This window comes from Pseudomonas sp. GW823-FHT02C02, from assembly GCF_058797635.1.
The window spans coordinates 117,019-135,391 of the sequence record NZ_JBXAJV010000001.1; the positions used below are offsets into that span (position 1 = coordinate 117,019).

18 protein-coding genes are annotated in these 18,373 nt (G+C 61.2%); 7 read left to right on the plus strand and 11 right to left on the minus strand.

Features of this window, described 5'->3' with window-relative positions; all coding sequences use genetic code 11:
* The first annotated feature begins 38 nt into the window (after positions 1-38).
* The 7 genes from nosR to AC1ROI_RS00525 all read left to right on the plus strand — a co-directional run bounded on the left by nosR (position 39) and on the right by AC1ROI_RS00525 (position 8,648).
* Positions 39-2,219: a transcriptional regulator NosR gene (gene nosR, locus AC1ROI_RS00495; protein ID WP_172962141.1), complete on the plus strand. Its 2,181-nt coding sequence runs from the start codon at positions 39-41 to the stop codon at positions 2,217-2,219.
* A 53-nt stretch (positions 2,220-2,272) separates the two neighbouring features.
* A complete protein-coding gene (gene nosZ / locus AC1ROI_RS00500) occupies positions 2,273-4,195 on the plus strand; it encodes a TAT-dependent nitrous-oxide reductase (RefSeq protein WP_371857839.1) in 1,923 nt (640 codons plus the stop codon).
* A gap of 27 nt (positions 4,196-4,222) precedes the next feature.
* A complete protein-coding gene (locus tag AC1ROI_RS00505; protein WP_077748417.1) occupies positions 4,223-5,512 on the plus strand; it encodes a nitrous oxide reductase family maturation protein NosD in 1,290 nt (429 codons plus the stop codon).
* The gene (locus tag AC1ROI_RS00510) at positions 5,509-6,432 is read left to right on the plus strand and encodes an ABC transporter ATP-binding protein (protein ID WP_010460143.1); all 924 of its coding nucleotides are present in this window, start codon (positions 5,509-5,511) and stop codon (positions 6,430-6,432) included. Before AC1ROI_RS00505 ends, AC1ROI_RS00510 begins: the two co-directional genes overlap by 4 nt.
* Complete coding sequence (locus AC1ROI_RS00515) at positions 6,429-7,259, plus strand: ABC transporter permease (RefSeq protein WP_010460145.1); 831 nt, start codon at positions 6,429-6,431, stop codon at positions 7,257-7,259. Before AC1ROI_RS00510 ends, AC1ROI_RS00515 begins: the two co-directional genes overlap by 4 nt.
* 33 nt (positions 7,260-7,292) lie before the next feature.
* A complete protein-coding gene (locus AC1ROI_RS00520) occupies positions 7,293-7,796 on the plus strand; it encodes a nitrous oxide reductase accessory protein NosL (protein ID WP_102593708.1) in 504 nt (167 codons plus the stop codon).
* Between the two features lie 108 nt (positions 7,797-7,904).
* Positions 7,905-8,648, plus strand: coding sequence for an SDR family NAD(P)-dependent oxidoreductase (locus AC1ROI_RS00525; RefSeq protein WP_102593707.1), 744 nt, complete (start codon positions 7,905-7,907; stop codon positions 8,646-8,648).
* 626 nt (positions 8,649-9,274) lie between these two features.
* Here the strand turns inward: AC1ROI_RS00525 and AC1ROI_RS00530 are convergent.
* The 11 genes from AC1ROI_RS00530 to nirS all read right to left on the minus strand — a co-directional run bounded on the left by AC1ROI_RS00530 (position 9,275) and on the right by nirS (position 18,314).
* Entirely contained in the window at positions 9,275-10,768 is a 1,494-nt protein-coding gene (locus AC1ROI_RS00530; protein ID WP_102593706.1) for a nitrite reductase, read from the minus strand.
* Positions 10,765-11,604, minus strand: coding sequence for a uroporphyrinogen-III C-methyltransferase (gene cobA, locus AC1ROI_RS00535; protein ID WP_102593705.1), 840 nt, complete (start codon positions 11,602-11,604; stop codon positions 10,765-10,767). Before cobA ends, AC1ROI_RS00530 begins: the two co-directional genes overlap by 4 nt.
* A 70-nt stretch (positions 11,605-11,674) precedes the next feature.
* Positions 11,675-12,853, minus strand: a complete 1,179-nt coding sequence (gene nirJ / locus AC1ROI_RS00540; RefSeq protein WP_102593704.1) for a heme d1 biosynthesis radical SAM protein NirJ — start codon at positions 12,851-12,853, stop codon at positions 11,675-11,677.
* A gap of 26 nt (positions 12,854-12,879) precedes the next feature.
* Complete coding sequence (ahbB, locus tag AC1ROI_RS00545) at positions 12,880-13,383, minus strand: siroheme decarboxylase subunit beta (RefSeq protein WP_077748422.1); 504 nt, start codon at positions 13,381-13,383, stop codon at positions 12,880-12,882.
* Positions 13,358-13,801, minus strand: a complete 444-nt coding sequence (locus AC1ROI_RS00550; RefSeq protein WP_010460162.1) for an Lrp/AsnC family transcriptional regulator — start codon at positions 13,799-13,801, stop codon at positions 13,358-13,360. The genes ahbB (AC1ROI_RS00545) and AC1ROI_RS00550 overlap by 26 nt, the downstream gene beginning before the upstream one ends.
* Positions 13,794-14,309, minus strand: coding sequence for a siroheme decarboxylase subunit beta (gene ahbB, locus AC1ROI_RS00555; protein WP_102593703.1), 516 nt, complete (start codon positions 14,307-14,309; stop codon positions 13,794-13,796). The genes AC1ROI_RS00550 and ahbB (AC1ROI_RS00555) overlap by 8 nt, the downstream gene beginning before the upstream one ends.
* Positions 14,306-14,764 (minus strand): Lrp/AsnC family transcriptional regulator, encoded by a 459-nt coding sequence (locus AC1ROI_RS00560; RefSeq protein WP_010460166.1) that lies wholly within the window; start codon positions 14,762-14,764, stop codon positions 14,306-14,308. Before AC1ROI_RS00560 ends, ahbB (AC1ROI_RS00555) begins: the two co-directional genes overlap by 4 nt.
* Position 14,765: 1 nt before the next feature.
* Positions 14,766-15,944, minus strand: coding sequence for a cytochrome D1 domain-containing protein (locus AC1ROI_RS00565; RefSeq protein WP_102593702.1), 1,179 nt, complete (start codon positions 15,942-15,944; stop codon positions 14,766-14,768).
* A complete protein-coding gene (locus tag AC1ROI_RS00570) occupies positions 15,941-16,264 on the minus strand; it encodes a c-type cytochrome (RefSeq protein WP_017338897.1) in 324 nt (107 codons plus the stop codon). The genes AC1ROI_RS00565 and AC1ROI_RS00570 overlap by 4 nt, the downstream gene beginning before the upstream one ends.
* A 19-nt stretch (positions 16,265-16,283) precedes the next feature.
* The gene (locus tag AC1ROI_RS00575) at positions 16,284-16,598 is read right to left on the minus strand and encodes a c-type cytochrome (protein WP_102593701.1); all 315 of its coding nucleotides are present in this window, start codon (positions 16,596-16,598) and stop codon (positions 16,284-16,286) included.
* A gap of 24 nt (positions 16,599-16,622) precedes the next feature.
* Positions 16,623-18,314: a nitrite reductase gene (nirS, locus tag AC1ROI_RS00580; protein ID WP_102593700.1), complete on the minus strand. Its 1,692-nt coding sequence runs from the start codon at positions 18,312-18,314 to the stop codon at positions 16,623-16,625.
* Between the last annotated feature and the right edge of the window lie 59 nt (positions 18,315-18,373).

The following is an 18,373-nucleotide window of genomic DNA, read 5'->3' on the forward strand; positions in this document are numbered from 1 at the left end:
CTAACATGACCGAAAGCCCTTTTGAAATCAGCGAGCCCATGACAATCCATCCGCCTTCGATACACGGCAACCTGCGCGCCTGGGGCGTCGGGCTGGTGGTCATGCTAATGCTGATGCTCGCCACCTTTGAGGCGGTGCAAGCCAAGCAATACGGCGACATCGAGCAGCAGCGCATCGAGAAAACCTTCCCTCAGACCGATTCCGTTTCCGCCCCCGAAGGCCGGTTCAAGGTGCGCACGCTGTCCGCCGCCGGCAAGGTGCTCGGCTATGTGTTCCAGAGTCTGGACGTGGTGGACATTCCTGCCTACTCGGGCAAGCCGATCAATACCCAGGTGATCCTCGACACTGCTGGTGCGATTCAGGATGCCTATGTGCTGGAGCACCATGAGCCCATTCTGCTGATCGGCATTCCTGAGGCAAAACTTCACGGCTTCAGCGCCAGGTACAAGGGCATCAAGGTCAGCCGGCGGGTGGTCGTCGGCCATTCCAGCGACCCGAAGGCCGTCACCGTCGATGCGATTGCCGGGGCTACCGTCACGGCGATGGTGGTCAACGAGGTCATCATGCGCGCCGCCCACGACGTGGCCGTATCGCTCAAGCTGATCGAGGACACGGGCGGTGTGGCACGCATGCCTGCCACCGTGCGCCAGGACTTTTTCGAACCCGCCACCTGGGAACAACTCACCGGCAACGGCGCCATCCGCCGCTTGAACCTGACCCGTGGCCAGGTCGACGCCGCCTTCAAGGGCACCGACGCCGAAGGCGTGGAAAACGCCGCCGCCGATCAGGTGGATGAGACCTTTATCGAGCTCTACACCGCCGACCTGAATCCGCCGACCATCGGCCGTGCACTGCTGGGCGACAATCAATATCGCTTACTTATGCAGGACCTCAAGCCCGGCGAGCAGGCCATTGCGGTGCTGGGTCGTGGGCTTTTTTCCTATAAAGGCTCGGGGTATGTGCGCGGCGGGATTTTCGATCGGGTGCAATTGCGCCAGTTCGGCAACGTCATCAGTTTTCGCGACATGGACCATCAGCGGCTCTCCGACGTCTTTGCCAAGGGCATGCCGGAATTCACCGAAATGTCGATTTTCATTGTGCGCGAGCCGGCCCTGTTCGACCCGGGATCGCCCTGGTCCCTGGAATTGCTGGTGCGTCGTCAAACCGGGCCGCTCAGTGGCACGTTCAGCAGCTTCGAACTGCCTTATCAACTGCCCGAGCCGTACCTTGAGCGGCCACTGCCCAGCGCCGAAGAATTGGCCGCCCTCGAGGAAGCCGGTCGGCCGATGTGGTTGACCATCTGGTACCAGAAATCCTTTCAGATCACCGTGCTCGGCAGCGCATTACTGCTGCTGATGGCGATCCTGTTCCTGCAGGACTCCTTCACGCGTCGGCCACGTTTTCTGCACTGGCTGCGCCGAGGTTACCTGGTCTTTACCGTGGTGTTTCTCGGCTGGTATGCGCTGGGGCAACTGTCGGTGGTCAATGTGCTGACCTTCGCCCATGCGCTGTTCGATCACTTTCGCTGGGAGCTGTTTCTCACCGACCCGTTGATCTTCATGCTCTGGGTCTTCACCGCTGCGAGCATTCTGCTGTGGGGGCGGGGCGTATTCTGCGGCTGGTTGTGCCCGTTCGGTGCGTTGCAGGAGCTGATCAACGAAGCCGCGCGCAAGCTGAGAATCCCCCAATACGAATTGCCTTTCGCGGTGCATGAACGGCTGTGGGCCATCAAATACATCATTTTGCTGCTGCTGTTCGGCCTCTCCCTTGAGTCGATGTCCACCGCCGAACTGTTCGCCGAGGTGGAACCGTTCAAGACCGCTGTCACCCTCAAGTTCGACCGCCAATGGTGGTTCGTCCTCTACGCGGTGGCACTGCTGGTCATCAACCTCTTCACCCGCAAAGTCTATTGCCGCTACATCTGCCCGTTGGGTGCCGCGCTGGCGATTCCGAGCAAATTTCGCCTGTTCGACTGGCTCAAACGCCGCAAGGACTGTGGCACACCCTGCCAGCTGTGCGCCAAGGAGTGCGAGATCCAGGCGATTCATCCCGATGGCCGAATCAATGCCAACGAGTGCCACTACTGCCTCGATTGCCAGATGACTTACCAGAGCGACAACAAGTGTCCGCCGCTGATCAACAAGCGCAAGAAGCGCGGCAAACCGGCACCCATCGCTGTGCAACTGATACCTGTCGTGGAAGTGAGCGCTCTGGAATGAACCCCGCGAGCGCCTGTGCGCTGCGACCGTTTTTATCCCTTCAAGGAACACAACTGATGAACGACACAGAATCCAAGAAAACCACTGAAGTGCCGGAATCGACCGGCCTCAGTCGTCGCGGTTTCCTGGGCACCAGTGCGGTAACCGGTGCGGTACTGGCCGGTGCCACGGCCATCGGTGGCGCGGTGTTTACCCGTGAGACCTGGGCGGCAGCGGCCAAGGACGCGCAACTCAAAACCCACGTCGGGCCGGGCGAACTGGACCAGTACTACGGTTTCTGGAGTGGCGGTCATCAGGGGGAAGTGCGGATCATGGGCATTCCGTCGATGCGCGAGCTGTTGCGTGTACCGGTGTTCAACGTCGACTCCGCCACTGGCTGGGGCCTGACCAACGAAAGCAAACGGATCATGGGCGACAGCGCGCATTTCCAGAATGGCGACTGCCACCACCCGCATTTGTCCATGACTGACGGCAAGTACGACGGCAAATACCTGTTCATCAATGACAAGGCCAACAGCCGTGTTGCGCGTATCCGTCTGGACATCATGAAGTGCGACAAGATGCTCACCGTGCCCAATGTGCAGGCCGTTCACGGGCTGCGCCTGCAAAAAGTGCCGCACACAAAATACGTGTTCGCCAATGCTGAATTCGTGATTCCACACCCCAATGACGGCAGCACCTTCGACCTACAGGACAAGAACAGCTACACGATGTTTAACGCCATCGATGCCGAGAAAATGGAGATGGCCTTCCAGGTCATTGTCGATGGCAACCTGGACAACACCGACGCCGACTACACCGGCAAATACGCGGCGTCCACCTGCTACAACTCGGAGAAGGCCTACGACCTGGGCGGCATGATGCGCAACGAGCGCGACTGGGTGGTGGTGTTCAACATCCCGCGCATCGAAGCGGCGATCAAGGCTGGCAAGTTCATCACCCTGGACGGCTCGAAAGTGCCGGTGGTCGACGGTCGTAAAACCGATGGCAAGGACAGCGCATTCACCCGTTACATCCCGACGCCGAAGAACCCCCACGGCCTCAATACCTCGCCTGATGGCAAATACTTCATTGCCAACGGCAAGCTTTCGCCGACCTGCACCATCATTGCCATCGCCAGGCTTGACGATCTGTTCGACGACAAATTCAAGGACCCGCGCGACGTGGTGGTCGGTGAACCCGAGCTCGGTCTGGGCCCGCTGCACACCACTTTCGACGGCCGCGGCAATGCCTATACCACGCTGTTTATCGACAGCCAGGTGGTGAAGTGGAACGTCGAGGAGGCCATTCGCGCGTACACCGGCGAGAAGGTCAACTACATCAAGCAGAAACTCGACGTGCAATACCAGCCAGGCCACAACCATGCGTCGCTGACCGAAACCAGTGAGGCCGACGGCCAATGGCTGATGGTGCTCAGCAAGTTTTCCAAGGATCGCTTCCTGCCGACCGGCCCGCTGCACCCGGAAAACGATCAACTGATCGATATCTCCGGCGAGGAAATGAAACTGGTGCATGACGGCCCGGCCTTCGCCGAACCCCACGACTGCGTCATGGCCCGCCGCGACCAGATCAAGACCAAGAAGATCTGGGACCGCAACGACCCGTTTTTTGCCGAGACGGTGGCGATCGCCGCCAAAGACGGGATCAAGCTGGAGACCGATAACAAGGTCATCCGCGACGGCAACAAAGTCCGCGTCTACATGACCTCGATGGCCCCGGCCTACGGTTTGCCGGAGTTCACCGTCAAACAAGGCAACGAGGTCACGGTGACCATCACCAACATCGACCAGATTGAAGACGTGACCCACGGCTTCGTGATGACCAACCATGGCGTGAGCATGGAAATCAGCCCGCAGCAGACCTCGTCGATCACCTTCATCGCCGACAAGGCCGGCCTGCACTGGTACTACTGCAGCTGGTTCTGCCATGCGCTGCACATGGAAATGGTCGGCCGCATGAAGGTCGAGAAGGCCTGACCGTTGCCCATCGACAGGAGCGAAGCAATGACTGATAGCAAGGGAAACCCGGTGACGGTCATTGCATTTGCGCTCCTGCTGATGTCCGGCAGCGCGCTGGCGGTGCAACCCATCACCTCGTTGCCGCTGCGGGTGGACGCCAATCAACGCTGGCACCTGCCGGTGGGGGAATACCGGGGCTCGTTCAGTGTCGATCAACCGATGCAGATTCTCTGCGAGCCCGGCGCGGTATTTCAGGGGGAGGGGCAGGGCAACGGTGTGATCATCAGCGCGCCGGATGTCGCCATCGAAGGCTGCACCTTTCTAAACTGGGGACACGACCTCACCGCCATGAATGCGGCGGTGTTTATCCAGCCCAAGGCCCATGGTGCGGTGATTAAAGGCAATCGCCTGCAGGGTAAGGGCTTCGGTATCTGGGTCGACGGCACTCAGGATGTGAGCCTGATCGACAACCGCATTCAGGGTGATCCGGCGATGCGTTCGCAAGATCGCGGCAACGGCATTCACCTGTATGCCGTGCATGGCGCCAAGGTCATTGGCAACCAGGTGCGCGACACCCGCGATGGCATCTACATCGACACCTCCAACGGCAACCTGCTGCAGGGCAATACCCTTGAAGACCTGCGCTACGGGGTGCATTACATGTTCGCCAACGATAACCAACTGATCGGCAACACCACCCGCCGCACCCGCACCGGCTACGCCTTGATGCAAAGCCGCAAGCTCACGGTGATCGGCAATCGCTCCGAACAGGACCAGAACTACGGGATCCTGATGAACTACATCACCTATTCAACCTTGCGTGACAACTTCGTCACTGACGTGCGCGACGGCTCGACCGGCGACAGCATGATCAGCGGCGCCGAGGGCAAGGCGCTGTTCATCTACAACTCGCTGTTCAACAGCATCGAACACAACCACTTCGAGCACAGCGCCGTGGGCATCCATCTCACCGCCGGCTCGGAAGACAACCGCATCGCCGACAACGCGTTTGTCGGCAACCAGCGGCAGGTCAAGTACGTCGCCACCCGCTTGCAGGAATGGTCGGTGGATGGCCGTGGTAACTACTGGAGCGATTACCTGGGCTGGGACCGCAACAACGACGGCCTCGGCGATATCGCCTACGAACCCAATGACAACGTCGACCGCCTGCTCTGGCTGTACCCGCAGGTACGACTGTTGATGAACAGCCCCGGCATCGAGTTGCTGCGCTGGGTGCAACGGGCCTTTCCGGTGATGAAATCGCCGGGGGTGCTGGACAGCCATCCGCTGATGAAATCATCCACTCAACCCCTGACCCAGGAGCCCAACTCATGAACGTCATCGACATCGAAGGCGTCAGCCAGCGCTATGGGCATGCCACCGTGTTGCATCAGCTCAACCTCAGCCTGGCGGAAGGTGAAGTGCTGGGTTTGTTCGGTCATAACGGCGCGGGCAAGACCACCAGCATGAAACTGGTGCTGGGCCTGCTCCAGCCCAGCGAAGGGCAGGTCCGGGTGTTCGGTCGCTTGCCCTGCGATCCCCACGTACGACGCCTGCTCGGTTATCTGCCGGAGAACGTGACGTTTTACCCGCAGCTGAGCGGTGTTGAAACCTTGCGCCATTTCGCGCGACTCAAAGGCGCCGCGTCCGCCCAAGTGGACGCACTGCTGGAGGAAGTCGGCCTGGCCGGTGCGGCGCATCGGCGGGTCAAGACCTACTCCAAGGGCATGCGTCAACGGTTGGGGCTGGCGCAGGCGCTACTCGGCGAGCCGCGTTTGTTGCTGCTCGACGAACCAACAGTCGGCCTCGACCCCATCGCCACTCAGGACTTGTATCGGTTGCTCGATCGCCTGCGCAGCCAAGGCACCAGCATCATTCTGTGTTCCCACGTCTTGCCCGGTGTCGAGGCGCACATCAACCGCGCCGCGATTCTGACCCAGGGACGTCTGCTGGCACTGGGGAGTCTACGCAGTTTGCGCGAGGAAGCCGGGTTGCCGACGCTGATTCGCGCCAACGGCCTCAAGCACGCCGGGCCCTTGCAGCAACGCTGGAACAACGCCGGGCACCTCACCGAGCGCTGGGGCGTCGAAGGTCTTGAAGTGGCCGCACTCAATGGCAGCAAGCTCGGGCTGTTGCGCCAGCTGCTCAATGAAGACGAGCCGGCCGACGTGGAAATCCATCAACCGTCGCTGGAAGATATTTACCGCTACTACATGAGCCGGGCCGGTGCGGCGCCAATCGGGGAGGCCGTATGAACGCTGTCTGGAACATGGCCCGCAAGGAATTCAGTGACGGTTTGCGCAATCGCTGGTTGTTGGCAATCAGTGTGTTGTTCGCGGTGCTGGCCATCGGCATCGCCTGGCTGGGCGCCGCGGCCTCCGGGCAGTTGGGTTTCACCTCGGTGCCGGCCACCATCGCCAGCCTCGCCAGTCTGGCGACGTTTTTGATGCCGTTGATTGCGTTGCTGTTGGCCTATGACGCCATCGTCGGCGAGGACGAGAGCGGCACGTTGCTGCTGTTGCTGACGTACCCCTTGGGTCGCGGGCAGATTCTGCTCGGCAAGTTTGTCGGCCACGGGTTGATCCTGGCGCTGGCGACGCTGATCGGTTTCGGCTGCGCCATGCTGGCCATCGCGGTGCTGGTGGACAACGTCGAACTGAGCCTGCTGCTCTGGGCCTTCGGTCGGTTCATGGCGTCGTCGACGTTATTGGGCTGGGGGTTTCTGGGGTTGGCCTATGTGCTGAGCAGTGCGTCGGCCGAAAAATCCACGGCGGCCGGGCTGGCACTGGGCGTGTGGTTCTTCTTCGTGCTGGTGTTCGACCTGGCCCTGCTGGCGCTGTTGGTGCTCAGCGAAGGGCAGTTCAACCCGAAAGTGCTGCCCTGGTTGCTGCTGCTCAATCCCGCTGACATCTATCGCCTGATCAACCTTTCCGGTTTTGAACCCGGTGCCGGCAACACGGGTGTGCTGACGCTTGGCAGCGATTTGCCGATGCCGGGCTCGATGCTCTGGCTATGCCTGTCGCTGTGGGTGGCGGTGCCATTGGGTTCGGCCTGGTTGTTGTTTCGTCGCCGAGCGACATGAATTTTCACTTTGATGGTTTTGGAGTAGTTGACGATGAATGCGTTTTATCTGACGACGATGCGCGCGGTGGCGGGCCTGATGATGTGCCTGCTGCTGACGGCCTGTGACAACCCAGTGCAAGCCACTTACAGCGACACCGCCGCGGCCTTTCATCCCAGTGATGAATGCCATGTCTGCGGGATGATTATCGACGGATTCCCCGGGCCCAAGGGCGAATTGGTCGAGCGGGCGGGGATCAAGAAGTTCTGTTCCACGGCGGAAATGATCGGCTGGTGGTTGCAGCCGGAAAACCATCATGGCGATGCAAAACTGTATGTCCATGACATGGGCCGCAGCCCGTGGAACGCGCCGAATGACGCCCACCTGATCGATGCCAAAGACGCCTTCTACGTGGTCGGCACTCAACTCAAAGGCGCCATGGGCGTGGTGCTGGCGTCGTTCTCAAGTCGCGAGGCCGCTGAAAAGCTTGCCGCTGAACAGGGCGGTCGCTTGCTGCGCTTCAGCGAGATCACTCCGGCGCTGCTGCAACAGCACTAACGTCGTTTTAAAAGCCTGATCGCCGTCAAGTCGTTTTTTCGTCTCCTGCTCAAAGATAGGGCTCGCTACGTCCCCAGTGCTGGCATCCGTGATGCCCAGGAGAAAATGATGAAAACCGAGTTTCAAGATCGTTTGGCGGTGGTCACAGGTGCCAGCTCCGGGATCGGCCTGGCGCTGTGCGCCGCGCTGTTACCGCGCGGGGTCAAGGTGCTGGCGATGTCACGGACCCTCGGTGAATTGCCGGCCTTGCAGCAGATCTACGGCGAGCGGTTGCAGTGGTTTGCCGGGGACGTCACAAGTCAGCAAGACCTGAGCGAACTGGCCGAGCGCGCTGCGGCGATGGGCCCCGTGGACTATTTGGTGCCTAACGCGGGTGTCGCCGAGATGGCCGACAGCCTGGATATGCAGGCCTTCCAGCGTCAGTGGGCGGTCAACGGCGCCGGTGCATTGAACACCCTGGCGGCGTTACGCGGTGAATTGGCGAGCCCGGCTTCGGTGGTGTTTGTCGGGAGCTTCCTGACCGGCTCGAGCTTTCCCGGGTTGGCCGCTTGCATTGCCAGCAAGGCGGCGCTCGCGGCTCAGGCGCGGACGTTGGCGGTGGAGTTTGCGAGCTTTGATGTGCGCATTAATCTGGTCTCGCCGGGACCGACCGCCACCGCGATGTGGGACAACCTGGGGTTGAGCGAGGGGGAACTCGGCGACGTCGCCGACACCCTGGGTAAACGTCTGTTGCCCGGTCACTTTCTCGACGCAGGGGCGGTGGCCAATGTGATTGTTTTTCAACTGTCGCAGGGCGCTCGGGGTGTTTACGGCCAGGACTGGAAGGTTGATAACGGTTACACCTTGGGCTGAAGTCCGTTCGGGGTACATATCCGTTTCTGCGGTAACGGCTACTATTGGTTCCGCTTTTACAGCGGGTCACTTGGAAAAGCGCCAAGTAACCAAACGCTTTCGCCCCTGACGTACGGTGCCTCGCCTAGGCTCGGCATGCCCTCGCTCCGGTCCTGCTCCGTGGGCCCGCCGCCATCGGCCATCCATGGCCGGGGGCGGCTACCGCGGCATCCTTGCCGCGCTGCCCACTGCGCAGAACCTGCGCTCGGCCTTCCGACGGGGCAGATCAAGATCAAGCTCAAAAGCCAGATCAAAAGCCAAAGCGAGGCGGCCTGATAGCCGACCTGATGTCTGTCAAGGTCATCGGCGGTGGACCTCTATGTCATGCCCGCCAAAAATCCAACTGTGGGAGCGAGCCTGCTCGCGAAGGCGGACTTACATTCAACATTGATGTCGACTGACAGGGCCTCATCGCGAGCAGGCTCGCTCCCACAGGGGAATGCGTACGCTTGAAGATACAGGCCGGCCGGTAGGCCGCCTCGCAGTGTTTTTGCGGTAGTCGCCCCCTCGAGAGGCCCACCGAACGAAAAGGGTAAAAGCGAAACCAATAGCCGCCGTTACCAAAGAAACGGATATACCCCCAAGGCCTAGTGCGAAGTCCCCTCGGCAAACTCAATCTTGTTCCCCACGTTGTACTTGCCCGAAGGCTTGTTCATCGGAATGCGTTTGATCTCCTGGAGGGTGTTGCTGTCGTAGACGATCAGCGCGCCATCGGTGGCCCAGATGCTCAGCAGCAAGTAGCGGCCGTCGCGAGTGAACTCAACATGAGCGGCGGTTTTGCCGGGTACCGGGCGCAGTGTGTGGGCGATTTCCAGGGTCTGTTTGTCGATCAGGTGGATCGCATCGTTGTCGGGCCCGAAGAACACGTCAGTCCAGGCATACCGCGAGTTGACATGACTGCGCATGAAAAACCCAGGCCCCAGGGTCGGAATTTCCTTGATCAGTTTCCAGGTCTTGAAGTCGATGACCGAGATCAGCCCCTTGCTGATATTCGGCGTGGCGAACACCCATTCACCGTTGCGTTTCCAATAGGTCCCCGAGCCCAAATGCGGCATGCCCGGCAGCGGTATGTCGGTGACCACCTTGCCGCTGTCGAGGTCGATGACCTGGCCGCCCTGGGCCTTGCGCGACGTGGCCAGCAGCTGTTTGTAGTCCGGCGAAAAGGAAAAATCATCGAGAAAATCCCCGGCAGGAATCCGCCGGGGTTCGAAATCCGGTGTGCCCGCCCAGGACAGCTCCCAGACTTCCTTCACGTCCTTGAGTGCGACGATGAAACTGTCGCGCGGCGGGGCGGAGTAAACCGCGCTGACCCGTGACGCGGTACCGTTCTGACCGATGGTCGGGATGGTTTTGACCAGCGACAGATCGCGAGCATCGAGCACCACCAGGTTGCCGGGCAAGTAGTTGCCCACCAGCACCCAGCGTCCATCCTTGCTCACCGCCAGGTTGCGGGTGTTAAGGCCGGCGCGGACCTCGGCGATCAGCTTCAGGTTGTGCAAGTCATACAGACTGATCCAGCCGTCACGGGAAGCGAAGTAGACGAAGCGCCCGTCGGGCGAGAACTTCGGTCCGCCGTGCACGGCGAAGTGCGAAGCGAACCGCGCGAGCACCTCAAATCGGTCACCGTCGAGGATGTCGATGTGATGGTCGCCAGCTTCTACCACCACAAACAGGTTCATCGGGTCGGCGCCGTGCTGGGGCGTGGAGGGCAGTTTGCTCAGGTCCGCGAGCATCGAGTAACTGCCGAGTATGTCGTCATTGCTCCAGGTGGGCGGGGTGGCGGGCGGTTGCTGAAGGTAATCCACCAGCGCGTCGATCTGCGCGGGGCTGAACACGTTGGCATAGCTGGCCATCTGGCTCGCGGGGCGACCGTTTTGAATCACGCTGCGGATTTCATCAGGTTTGATCCGGCTGAGGCTCTCAGGCAACAACGCCGGCCCTGCGCCGCCGAGACGGTTGATACCGTGACAGCTCTGGCAATGCTGCTGATAGAGTTGCGTCGCGTGTTCAAGTGCCGGCACTGCTGCGCCGGCCTGGGCCGCACTGACCCCTAACAGGTGGGCGAGGACGATGCGCCTCATATCGCCACCTTGGCGCGACGTAGCAGGGCTTGGGTCGGGTAGAGTCGCGCCGGGTATTCCAGCTGTTCTGCGTCAAACATATCGACCACTGAGCCGATTACCGTCAGTGTCGGAATACCCGGTGGACAATCCAGCGCCAGGGTCGGCAATTGGTGCAGCTTGCCGCGGGCGACGTGCTGGTCGGGTCGCGTGCCGTTGCTGATCAGCGCCGCCGGTGTGTCGGCCGACAGCCCGGCTTCGATCAAGCGTTGAGCGATGATCCCCAGGTTCGACAAGCCCATGTAAAACACCAGCGTCTGGCTACTGTCGGCGAGGCTGCTCCAGGGCAACGACAACTCGCCATCGCGTTGCAAATGGCCGGTGATGAACCGGCAGGAATTGACCAGGTCGCGGTGGGTCAACGGTATGCCTGCATAGGCGCTGCAGCCGGAAGCGGCGGTGATTCCCGGCACCACCTGGCAATCAATGCCGCGTTGCAGCAGGTACTCCAGCTCCTCGGCACCGCGACCGAAAATGAACGGGTCGCCGCCCTTGAGCCGGACCACGCGTTGCGCTTGATCGGCGAGGTCGGCCAGCAGTTCGTTGATCTGTTCCTGGGGCAGGCTGTGGCAGCCACTGGCCTTGCCGACGTAATGCCGAGCGCAGGTCAGGGGAATCAAGTTCAGCAGTTCGGGGCTGATCAGCCGGTCGTACACCACGGCGTCGGCCTGCATCAACAGGCTCCAGGCGCGCAGGGTCAGCAGGCGTGGATCGCCGGGGCCGGCGCCGACCAGGGCAACTTCGCCCGGCCGGAACGGCGACTCAAGTGTGGCCGGTATAGCAATTGATGGAGGCATGGGACGTCCTTGGTGCTTCATCAGGTTGGCCGGCCCCAGCCTTTGTCAGGTGGTTGGCCGGACGGGCTATTCAGTGGGTGATGCAAGGGATGTTCGTTGACGGCGTAACACCGATTTCGTCATCGCTGAGGTGGCAGCCGGGGTCCTGGCCCCACAGATCTCCCTCGGCCCAGGCACGCGTGCGGGTGTTGCCGTTGCAGATGGGCAACCAGCGGCATTGCGCGCAACGACCACCGACAGCGCGGGGATGCTCACGCAGGCGCAACAGCAGGGCATCCGGCTGATCTAGCCACAACGTGCGGAACGGCGTGCGGCGGACATTGCCCACCGAGTGCTGCCACCAGTAGGTGTCCGGGTGCACTTCGCCGGTGTTGTCGATATTGGCAATGCCGCTGCCGGAGGCGTTGCCACCCCAGGCGCGGAGCATGTTTTCCAGGCGTGGGTAATGCTCGGGAATACGCAGGGCTGCCCATTGCAGCAGCAGAATGGCATCGGCATCGTTGTTACCGCTGACAAAATCGCTGTCGCGCCCCTGTTGGATGTCTTCCCAGGCTCGCTCAAAGATCAACGTCATGGCCTCGCGGCTCATCTGCTGGTGCGCGTCGAGTTTGCGACTGCGTTTACCGCGACCGCTGTAGTTGAGGTGCGACAGATAAAACTTCTGCACGTCGAACTCGCGCATCAGCGCCAGTAATTGGGGTAACTGCGGATGGTTTTCCTGGGTCAGGGTAGTGCGCAGCCCGACGCGAATGCCTTGTTCGCGACAGAGCCGGATCGCCTGCATGGAGCGGGCGAAGCTGCCCTTGAGTTGGCGGAAAGCGTCATGGGTGGCTTCCAGTCCATCGATGCTGATGCCGACGTAATCGAAATTCGCCGCACTGATCTGCGCAATGTTCTGCTCACCGATCAGCGTGCCGTTGGTGGACAAGGCCACAAAGAAACCCTTGGTGCGGGCGTAGGCGCTGAGCACAAACAGATCCTCGCGCAACAGCGGTTCGCCACCGGAAAGAATCAATACCCTCACCCCGGCATCGTGCAAATCGTCGATCACGGTCAGCGCGGCGGCCGTATCCAGTTCGTCGCGAAAGACACTGTCGGCCGAGGTGGCGTAGCAATGTTTGCAGGTCAGGTTGCAGCGCCTGAGCAGGTTCCAGATCACCACCGGCGCCCGGTTACTGCCCGGTGGACTGGTTCTGGGTGCAGGCGTCTGGCCTGCCAGCGCACGCAGGTATTGGCTGATCCTCAACATGCAACTCTCCTTGAGTCAGGGCGTGTTCAGTGCGAAGCGACAGGTAATCGCAAGCCGGTTTTCTTCAGGATGCGGCTGCTCACCAGCATCTCGTCGGCAACACAGGCCTCGCCCAACAAATAGCGCAGGTGCTCGCGGTAGCTGTTGATCTCATCGCGGCTGCGGCCATGCACCATGGCGAACAGGTTGTAGCGCCATCCGGTTCGGCGCGGGCGGCGATAGCAGTGGCTGACGAAAGGCTGCGCGCCGATCAGCGCGCCGAGGCGCGTTATGTCGGTGTCGCGCACATCCCAGACCGTCATGCCGTTGTGGCGATAGCCCAGTCGGTAGTGATTGGGTACGGCGGCAATGCGCCGAATCGCGCCCTCGGCCTGCAAGCGCTTAAGTAGGTCCAGGGTGGATTCGATGCTTAATTCCAGTTGTTCGGCGAGCCACGCCCACGGGTCATCCAGCAACGGCAGACCGGCCTGGGTCAACGCAATCAGACGCTGGGCGAGGGTGTCTTCAGACCGGGAAATACAGACCGACATGGTAAGTCTCCTCCTTAGGCAGGTTGAGCAGGGGCAGGCCGGTCAGGGTTTCGATGCGCTGCAGCGTCTCGGCGATGCCTTCTTCGGTCGCGCAGCCAAGCACGAACCACATGTTCCAGGCGTGTTCGCGTCGGTAGTTGTGCGCCACTTCCGGCAGGCCATTGAGTTGTTCGGCGACGTCATCGAAACGTTCTTCCGGCACCGCCAACGCGGCGAGGGTGAAGGCGCCGCCCAGTCGTTCAATGTCGAACATCGGGCCGAAGCGTGTGAGCACGCCATCAGCGAGCAGGGTGTGCAATCGGTCGAGCAGTTCAGTGCTGCTGCTCTGCAGTTCGGCCGCCAATACCCGCCAGGGGTGGCGCACCAGCGGCAAGCCCAATTGCAAACGGTTGATCAGTCGGCGGTCGAGGTCATCCATGGGTCGGTACTCCGGTGCGCGAGGGCGCAAAACGGCCGCCGCACTGTTTGAAGACCTGGGTGCTGAACAGTAATTGATGGGGCAGGTCGCTCAGTAGATGCTCCTCCAACAACGCCTGGATCTGCGCCTCAACCTGCTCACGTTGACGCCCGTGCACCATGCAAAACAGGTTGTACCGCCACTGCGGCAGGCGCCGGGGCCGCTGATAGCAGAGGTTGATGCCGGGCGCTCGCCCCAGGCGCTGGCCGACTTCGTCAATCAGCGCATCGGGAACATCCAGCACCAGCATGGCGTTGGCGGTAAAGCCCAGCGCTCGATGGTGCAGCACCAGGCCGATACGGCGAAACAGCCCTAGCTCGCTCCATTGGCGCATCTGTTCGAGCACCTGGTTTTCGTCAGCGTTGAGCCGTTCGGCGAGAGCCTGATACGGGCGCGACACCAGCGGCAACCCGCCTTCGAGGTGCCGGCGCAGCGCCAATGCTTGTTTGGGGTTCAATCCTGGTGTCATGAGTTTTCTCCCAGGGCAAAGCCCAGGTCGATGCGGTAGGCGGTCAACATCGGCAGGTCCAGCGGCATGAGACCGGTGTCGTCCTCCAGTTCCTTGAGCACGCGGTCGATGTGTTGGCGATCAGGGCCGGTCAGCACAAACCACAGGTTGTAGAAATGCTCCCGTGCGTAGTTGTGATTGACCTCCGGGTACTGACTGACGCGATCGGCCACCTGTTGCAGGCGGTCGGCGGGCACGGCGAGGGCGGCGAGGGTGCTGGCCCCGGCGCGGCTGTGTTCGAACACCGGGCCGATGCGTGAGAGGGTGCCGGCCTGATCCATTTCTTCCAGGCAGGCCATCACCTGGGATTCGCGGCAACCGAGAATCCTGGCCATCTCCTTGTACGGTGACGGACACAGCGGCATGCCGTGCTGAAAGCGGTCGATGAGTTGGCGGCTGAGTCGTTCAAGGTCCATTTCAATACCCCATTTTCTGCGCGCGACTGCTGAAGAAGATGCCGCTCGGTGCTCTGGCGGGCAGGGTGCTCAGCAGCTTCAGGCGGTACGGATCCCAGACCTGGACCTGATCACCGTCGCGTAATGACAGCCACAATTGGTCGCCGCGTGCGGTGAATTCCATGTGCAGCACCGCTGGCCCGGGGCGCAGGTCGGCGACCACGGCGTGGGTTTCGGTGTCGATGACCTGAACCCGATCGTTGTCCGGGTAGGCGAAATTGACCCACAGCTGCCGACCGTCCGGGCGCGATGTGACGAACACCGGTTGGCCGGCCACCGGAATCACGGCGGTCTGCTGCCAGGTGCGTGAATCCATCACCAACACTTGATGCCGGCCGACGGCGGGCACGAAGGCCTGGTTATCGGCGACGGCCCAGCCTTCCAGGTGCGGCATCTTGTAGACCGGGAGTTTCGCCTGACCGCGTCCGTAATCGCCGAGTACTCGCTGCACGCCGCGTTCTGGATGCCAGAGGTCGAGTTGCGCCATGCCGTCTTCACCGAACAGGCCGGCCATGTAATAGCGTCCGTCCGGGGTGATCAAGGCGTCGTAGGGTTGCTCACCAATGCCGGTGAAACGGCTGATTTGTGGAGTGCTGCCCTGACTGAAATCGGCGGTCCAGATCTCGCCGGTATCGAACAGGCTGAAGACAAAACGTTGCCCCGGCGCGTCGACCAGGCCGACCACCCGGGAGCGCTTGGTGCCATCGGCCAGGGGCGTGGCCGGAATATCGGCCACCTGCTGAAGGGTGTCGGCATCAAAGACCTTGACCCCGCCGGGCACGTAGTTGGACACGGCGATCAGCTTGCCGTCCTGACTGATGGCGCCACCAATGCTGTTGCCACCCTGGATGACGCGATGATCGATACGCCGGGTCAGCAAGTCGATTTTGCTCAACCCGCCGTCGCGCCCGAACACATAGGCGTAGCGCTGGTCACGGGAGAACACCACCGAGGCATGGGACAGGTCGCCGAAACCCTCGAGTCGGGCCAGCGCGGTGTGGGTGTCGCTTTCGATGATTTGTACGCTGGCGGTGGCGCGCTCCACGACCAGGCCCAAGTCGCCGGTGCCACGCAATGGTGGCTGAACGCAAGCGGACAACAACAGCCCGGTCGCCGCTGACAGCAGGATTGAACGGATCATGGTGCGGGATATCCCTGGAGAAGTAGATCGACCAGCCAACGGATGTCGCCGGGGCTGAGCAACGGGGCCCAACCGGGCATCGCGGTGCCGGGCCGGCCTTGGGTGACGGTGGCAATCAGGCTGTCCCTGGATTTGCCGGCCAGCGCTGCGCGCGTCAGTTCGGGGCCTAGCCCGCCAGTCAGGTGCAGCCCATGGCAGGCACCGCAGTCCTGGGTCAGCAGGTGTTCGAGTTGCGCCTGACGCTGGGCGTCCGGCGCCGCAACCGCGGTTGCGCAAATGAGGAGGAGGGCCGCCAGAATCACAGCGTGTCGATACACCATCAAGACGCCCTCCTGGCGGTTATTTGAGTGTCAGTACCCAAGTCGCGAGCGTTTTCGCTTCTTCTTCAGTTACCGGGTTGGCCGGCATGGGCATCGGCCCCCAGTTGCCTTGTGTACCGTTCTTGATGTGGCTCGCGAGGGTGTCCACGGCTCCGGGTACGCCAGCGTTCTTGGCCGCTACATCCTTGAGCGCAGGGCCGACAATCTTGGCGTCGATGGAATGACAGGCTGCGCAGGGTTTGCTCTTGAACAGCTCCAGCGCGTCTTGGGCCATGGCCGGTTGCACACTCAGCGCAGCGGTCAGGGCGAACAGTGAAAACAGAGTATTTTTCATGGTGTTTCCTTGCATTGATGGAGCTCAATAGATGTCGTGTTGGGTGTTGTAGACGTTGAACTTCCCGGTGGGTGTGATCAGTCGTTTGTCCTTGATGACTGACTTGAGCTTCAGTGTTTTGTCGTCGATCACCACCAGCGCCGACTCGTCTGCCTGGCCACTCCACACGGAGAACCAGACTTCATCGCCGGCCTTGTTGTATTCCGGTTGCACGACGCGCATGGCGCCTTGCTTGATGCCCGCGTATTCAGCGATGGGCAGCACGGTGTAGCCAGCGTCGAGTTTGTCGAGGTTGAACACCGCCACTGACTGACTGAGTTTTGTATCCGGGTTGAGGGTGGTATCGACGTACAGATGACGGGAGTTGGGATGGGTTTTGATGAACAGCGATCCACCGCCCTGACCCTTGAGCGAGGCGACCTGCTTCCAGGCGTATTGCGGGTGTTTGGTCGGGTCGGTGCCGATCAGCGAGATACCGTCATCACCCAGATGGCTGGTGGCCCAGACCGGGCCATAGGTCGGGTGGTTGAAGTTGGCGCCGCGACCCGGGTGAGGGGTTTTGCCGACGTCCACCAGCGCGGTCAACTTGCGCTCCTTGGAGTCGATCACGGCGACTTTGTTGGAGTTGTTGGCGGCGGTCATGAAGTAGCGGTGCGTGCTGTCCCAACCGCCGTCATGCAGGAACGGCGCGGCATCGATGTAGGTGACAGTGAGGTTTTTGATGTCCTGGTAATTGACCAGCATGACCTTGCCGGTTTCCTTGACGTTGACGATGAACTCCGGCCATTCGTGGGAGGCGATGATCGCCGCGACCCGAGGCTCGGGGTGATATTCCTGTTTGTCGACGGTCATGCCGCGGGTCGAAACGATCTGCTTCGGCTCCAGGGTTTCGCCATCCATGATGGTGAATTGCGGCGGCCAATAAGAACCGGCGATGGTGTATTTGTCTTCGTAGCCCTTGAACTTGGAGGTCTCGACCGAGCGCGCCTCGATGCCCACTTTGACTTCGGCGACCTTGGTCGGCTCCACCGGCCACAGGTCGATCATGTCGATCCGGGCGTCTCGACCGATCACCAGCAGGTAGCGGCCTGAGGCAGAGATTCGCGAGATGTGCACCGCGTAACCGGTCTCGATGAGTTTGACGATCTTCTTGCTGTCACCGTCGACCAGGGCGATCTTGCCGTCATCGCGCAACGTCACCGAAAACAGGTTCGGCAGGTTGAGTTTGCTCAGCTGCTTCTTCGGACGATCTTCGGGTTTGACCAACACTTTCCAGGTTTTCAGCGTCTCGGCCATGCCCCATTCCGGTGGCGTCGGCGGCGTGTGCTGAATGAACTTGGCCATGACCGTGATCTGATCCTTGGTCAGTGCATTGGACGTCCCCCAGTTCGGCATGCCCGCCGGTGACCCGTAGGTAATCAAGGCTTCCAGATACGGTTGCCCGCGGCTTTGGGTAATGTCCGGCGTCAGCGGTTTGCCCGTGGCCCCTTTGCGCAAAACGCCGTGGCAGCCTGCGCAGCGCTGGAAGTAGATTTCCTTGGATGAGTCGAACTCGGCCTGGCTCATGTCGGGAGCGCCAGCAGTTTTAACCATGGGCAGGTTGGCCACCACTGCGGCGGGCTCTTCAGCGCTGGCGGCATGACCCACCACCAGGGCCAGTGACGAACACAATGCAGCGCGGGCCAGGGCAAACGTTTTTCTATTGCTGATCAGCATTCCATTTCTCCTCAGGCAAGACCTTTGCGATGTGCTGAAACGGCAGCACAGAACGCAGG

Coding starts and splice junctions, on each gene's coding strand:
- nosR (WP_172962141.1), top strand. CDS start 39: ATGACAATCCATCCGCCTTCGATACACGGCAACCTGCGCGCCTGGGGC.
- AC1ROI_RS00505 (WP_077748417.1), top strand. CDS start 4,223: ATGACTGATAGCAAGGGAAACCCGGTGACGGTCATTGCATTTGCGCTC.
- AC1ROI_RS00510 (WP_010460143.1), top strand. CDS start 5,509: ATGAACGTCATCGACATCGAAGGCGTCAGCCAGCGCTATGGGCATGCC.
- AC1ROI_RS00515 (WP_010460145.1), top strand. CDS start 6,429: ATGAACGCTGTCTGGAACATGGCCCGCAAGGAATTCAGTGACGGTTTG.
- AC1ROI_RS00520 (WP_102593708.1), top strand. CDS start 7,293: ATGAATGCGTTTTATCTGACGACGATGCGCGCGGTGGCGGGCCTGATG.
- AC1ROI_RS00525 (WP_102593707.1), top strand. CDS start 7,905: ATGAAAACCGAGTTTCAAGATCGTTTGGCGGTGGTCACAGGTGCCAGC.
- AC1ROI_RS00530 (WP_102593706.1), bottom strand. CDS start 10,768: ATGAGGCGCATCGTCCTCGCCCACCTGTTAGGGGTCAGTGCGGCCCAG.
- cobA (WP_102593705.1), bottom strand. CDS start 11,604: ATGCCTCCATCAATTGCTATACCGGCCACACTTGAGTCGCCGTTCCGG.
- nirJ (WP_102593704.1), bottom strand. CDS start 12,853: ATGTTGAGGATCAGCCAATACCTGCGTGCGCTGGCAGGCCAGACGCCT.
- ahbB (WP_077748422.1), bottom strand. CDS start 13,383: ATGTCGGTCTGTATTTCCCGGTCTGAAGACACCCTCGCCCAGCGTCTG.
- AC1ROI_RS00550 (WP_010460162.1), bottom strand. CDS start 13,801: ATGGATGACCTCGACCGCCGACTGATCAACCGTTTGCAATTGGGCTTG.
- ahbB (WP_102593703.1), bottom strand. CDS start 14,309: ATGACACCAGGATTGAACCCCAAACAAGCATTGGCGCTGCGCCGGCAC.
- AC1ROI_RS00560 (WP_010460166.1), bottom strand. CDS start 14,764: ATGGACCTTGAACGACTCAGCCGCCAACTCATCGACCGCTTTCAGCAC.
- AC1ROI_RS00565 (WP_102593702.1), bottom strand. CDS start 15,944: ATGATCCGTTCAATCCTGCTGTCAGCGGCGACCGGGCTGTTGTTGTCC.
- AC1ROI_RS00570 (WP_017338897.1), bottom strand. CDS start 16,264: ATGGTGTATCGACACGCTGTGATTCTGGCGGCCCTCCTCCTCATTTGC.
- AC1ROI_RS00575 (WP_102593701.1), bottom strand. CDS start 16,598: ATGAAAAATACTCTGTTTTCACTGTTCGCCCTGACCGCTGCGCTGAGT.
- nirS (WP_102593700.1), bottom strand. CDS start 18,314: ATGCTGATCAGCAATAGAAAAACGTTTGCCCTGGCCCGCGCTGCATTG.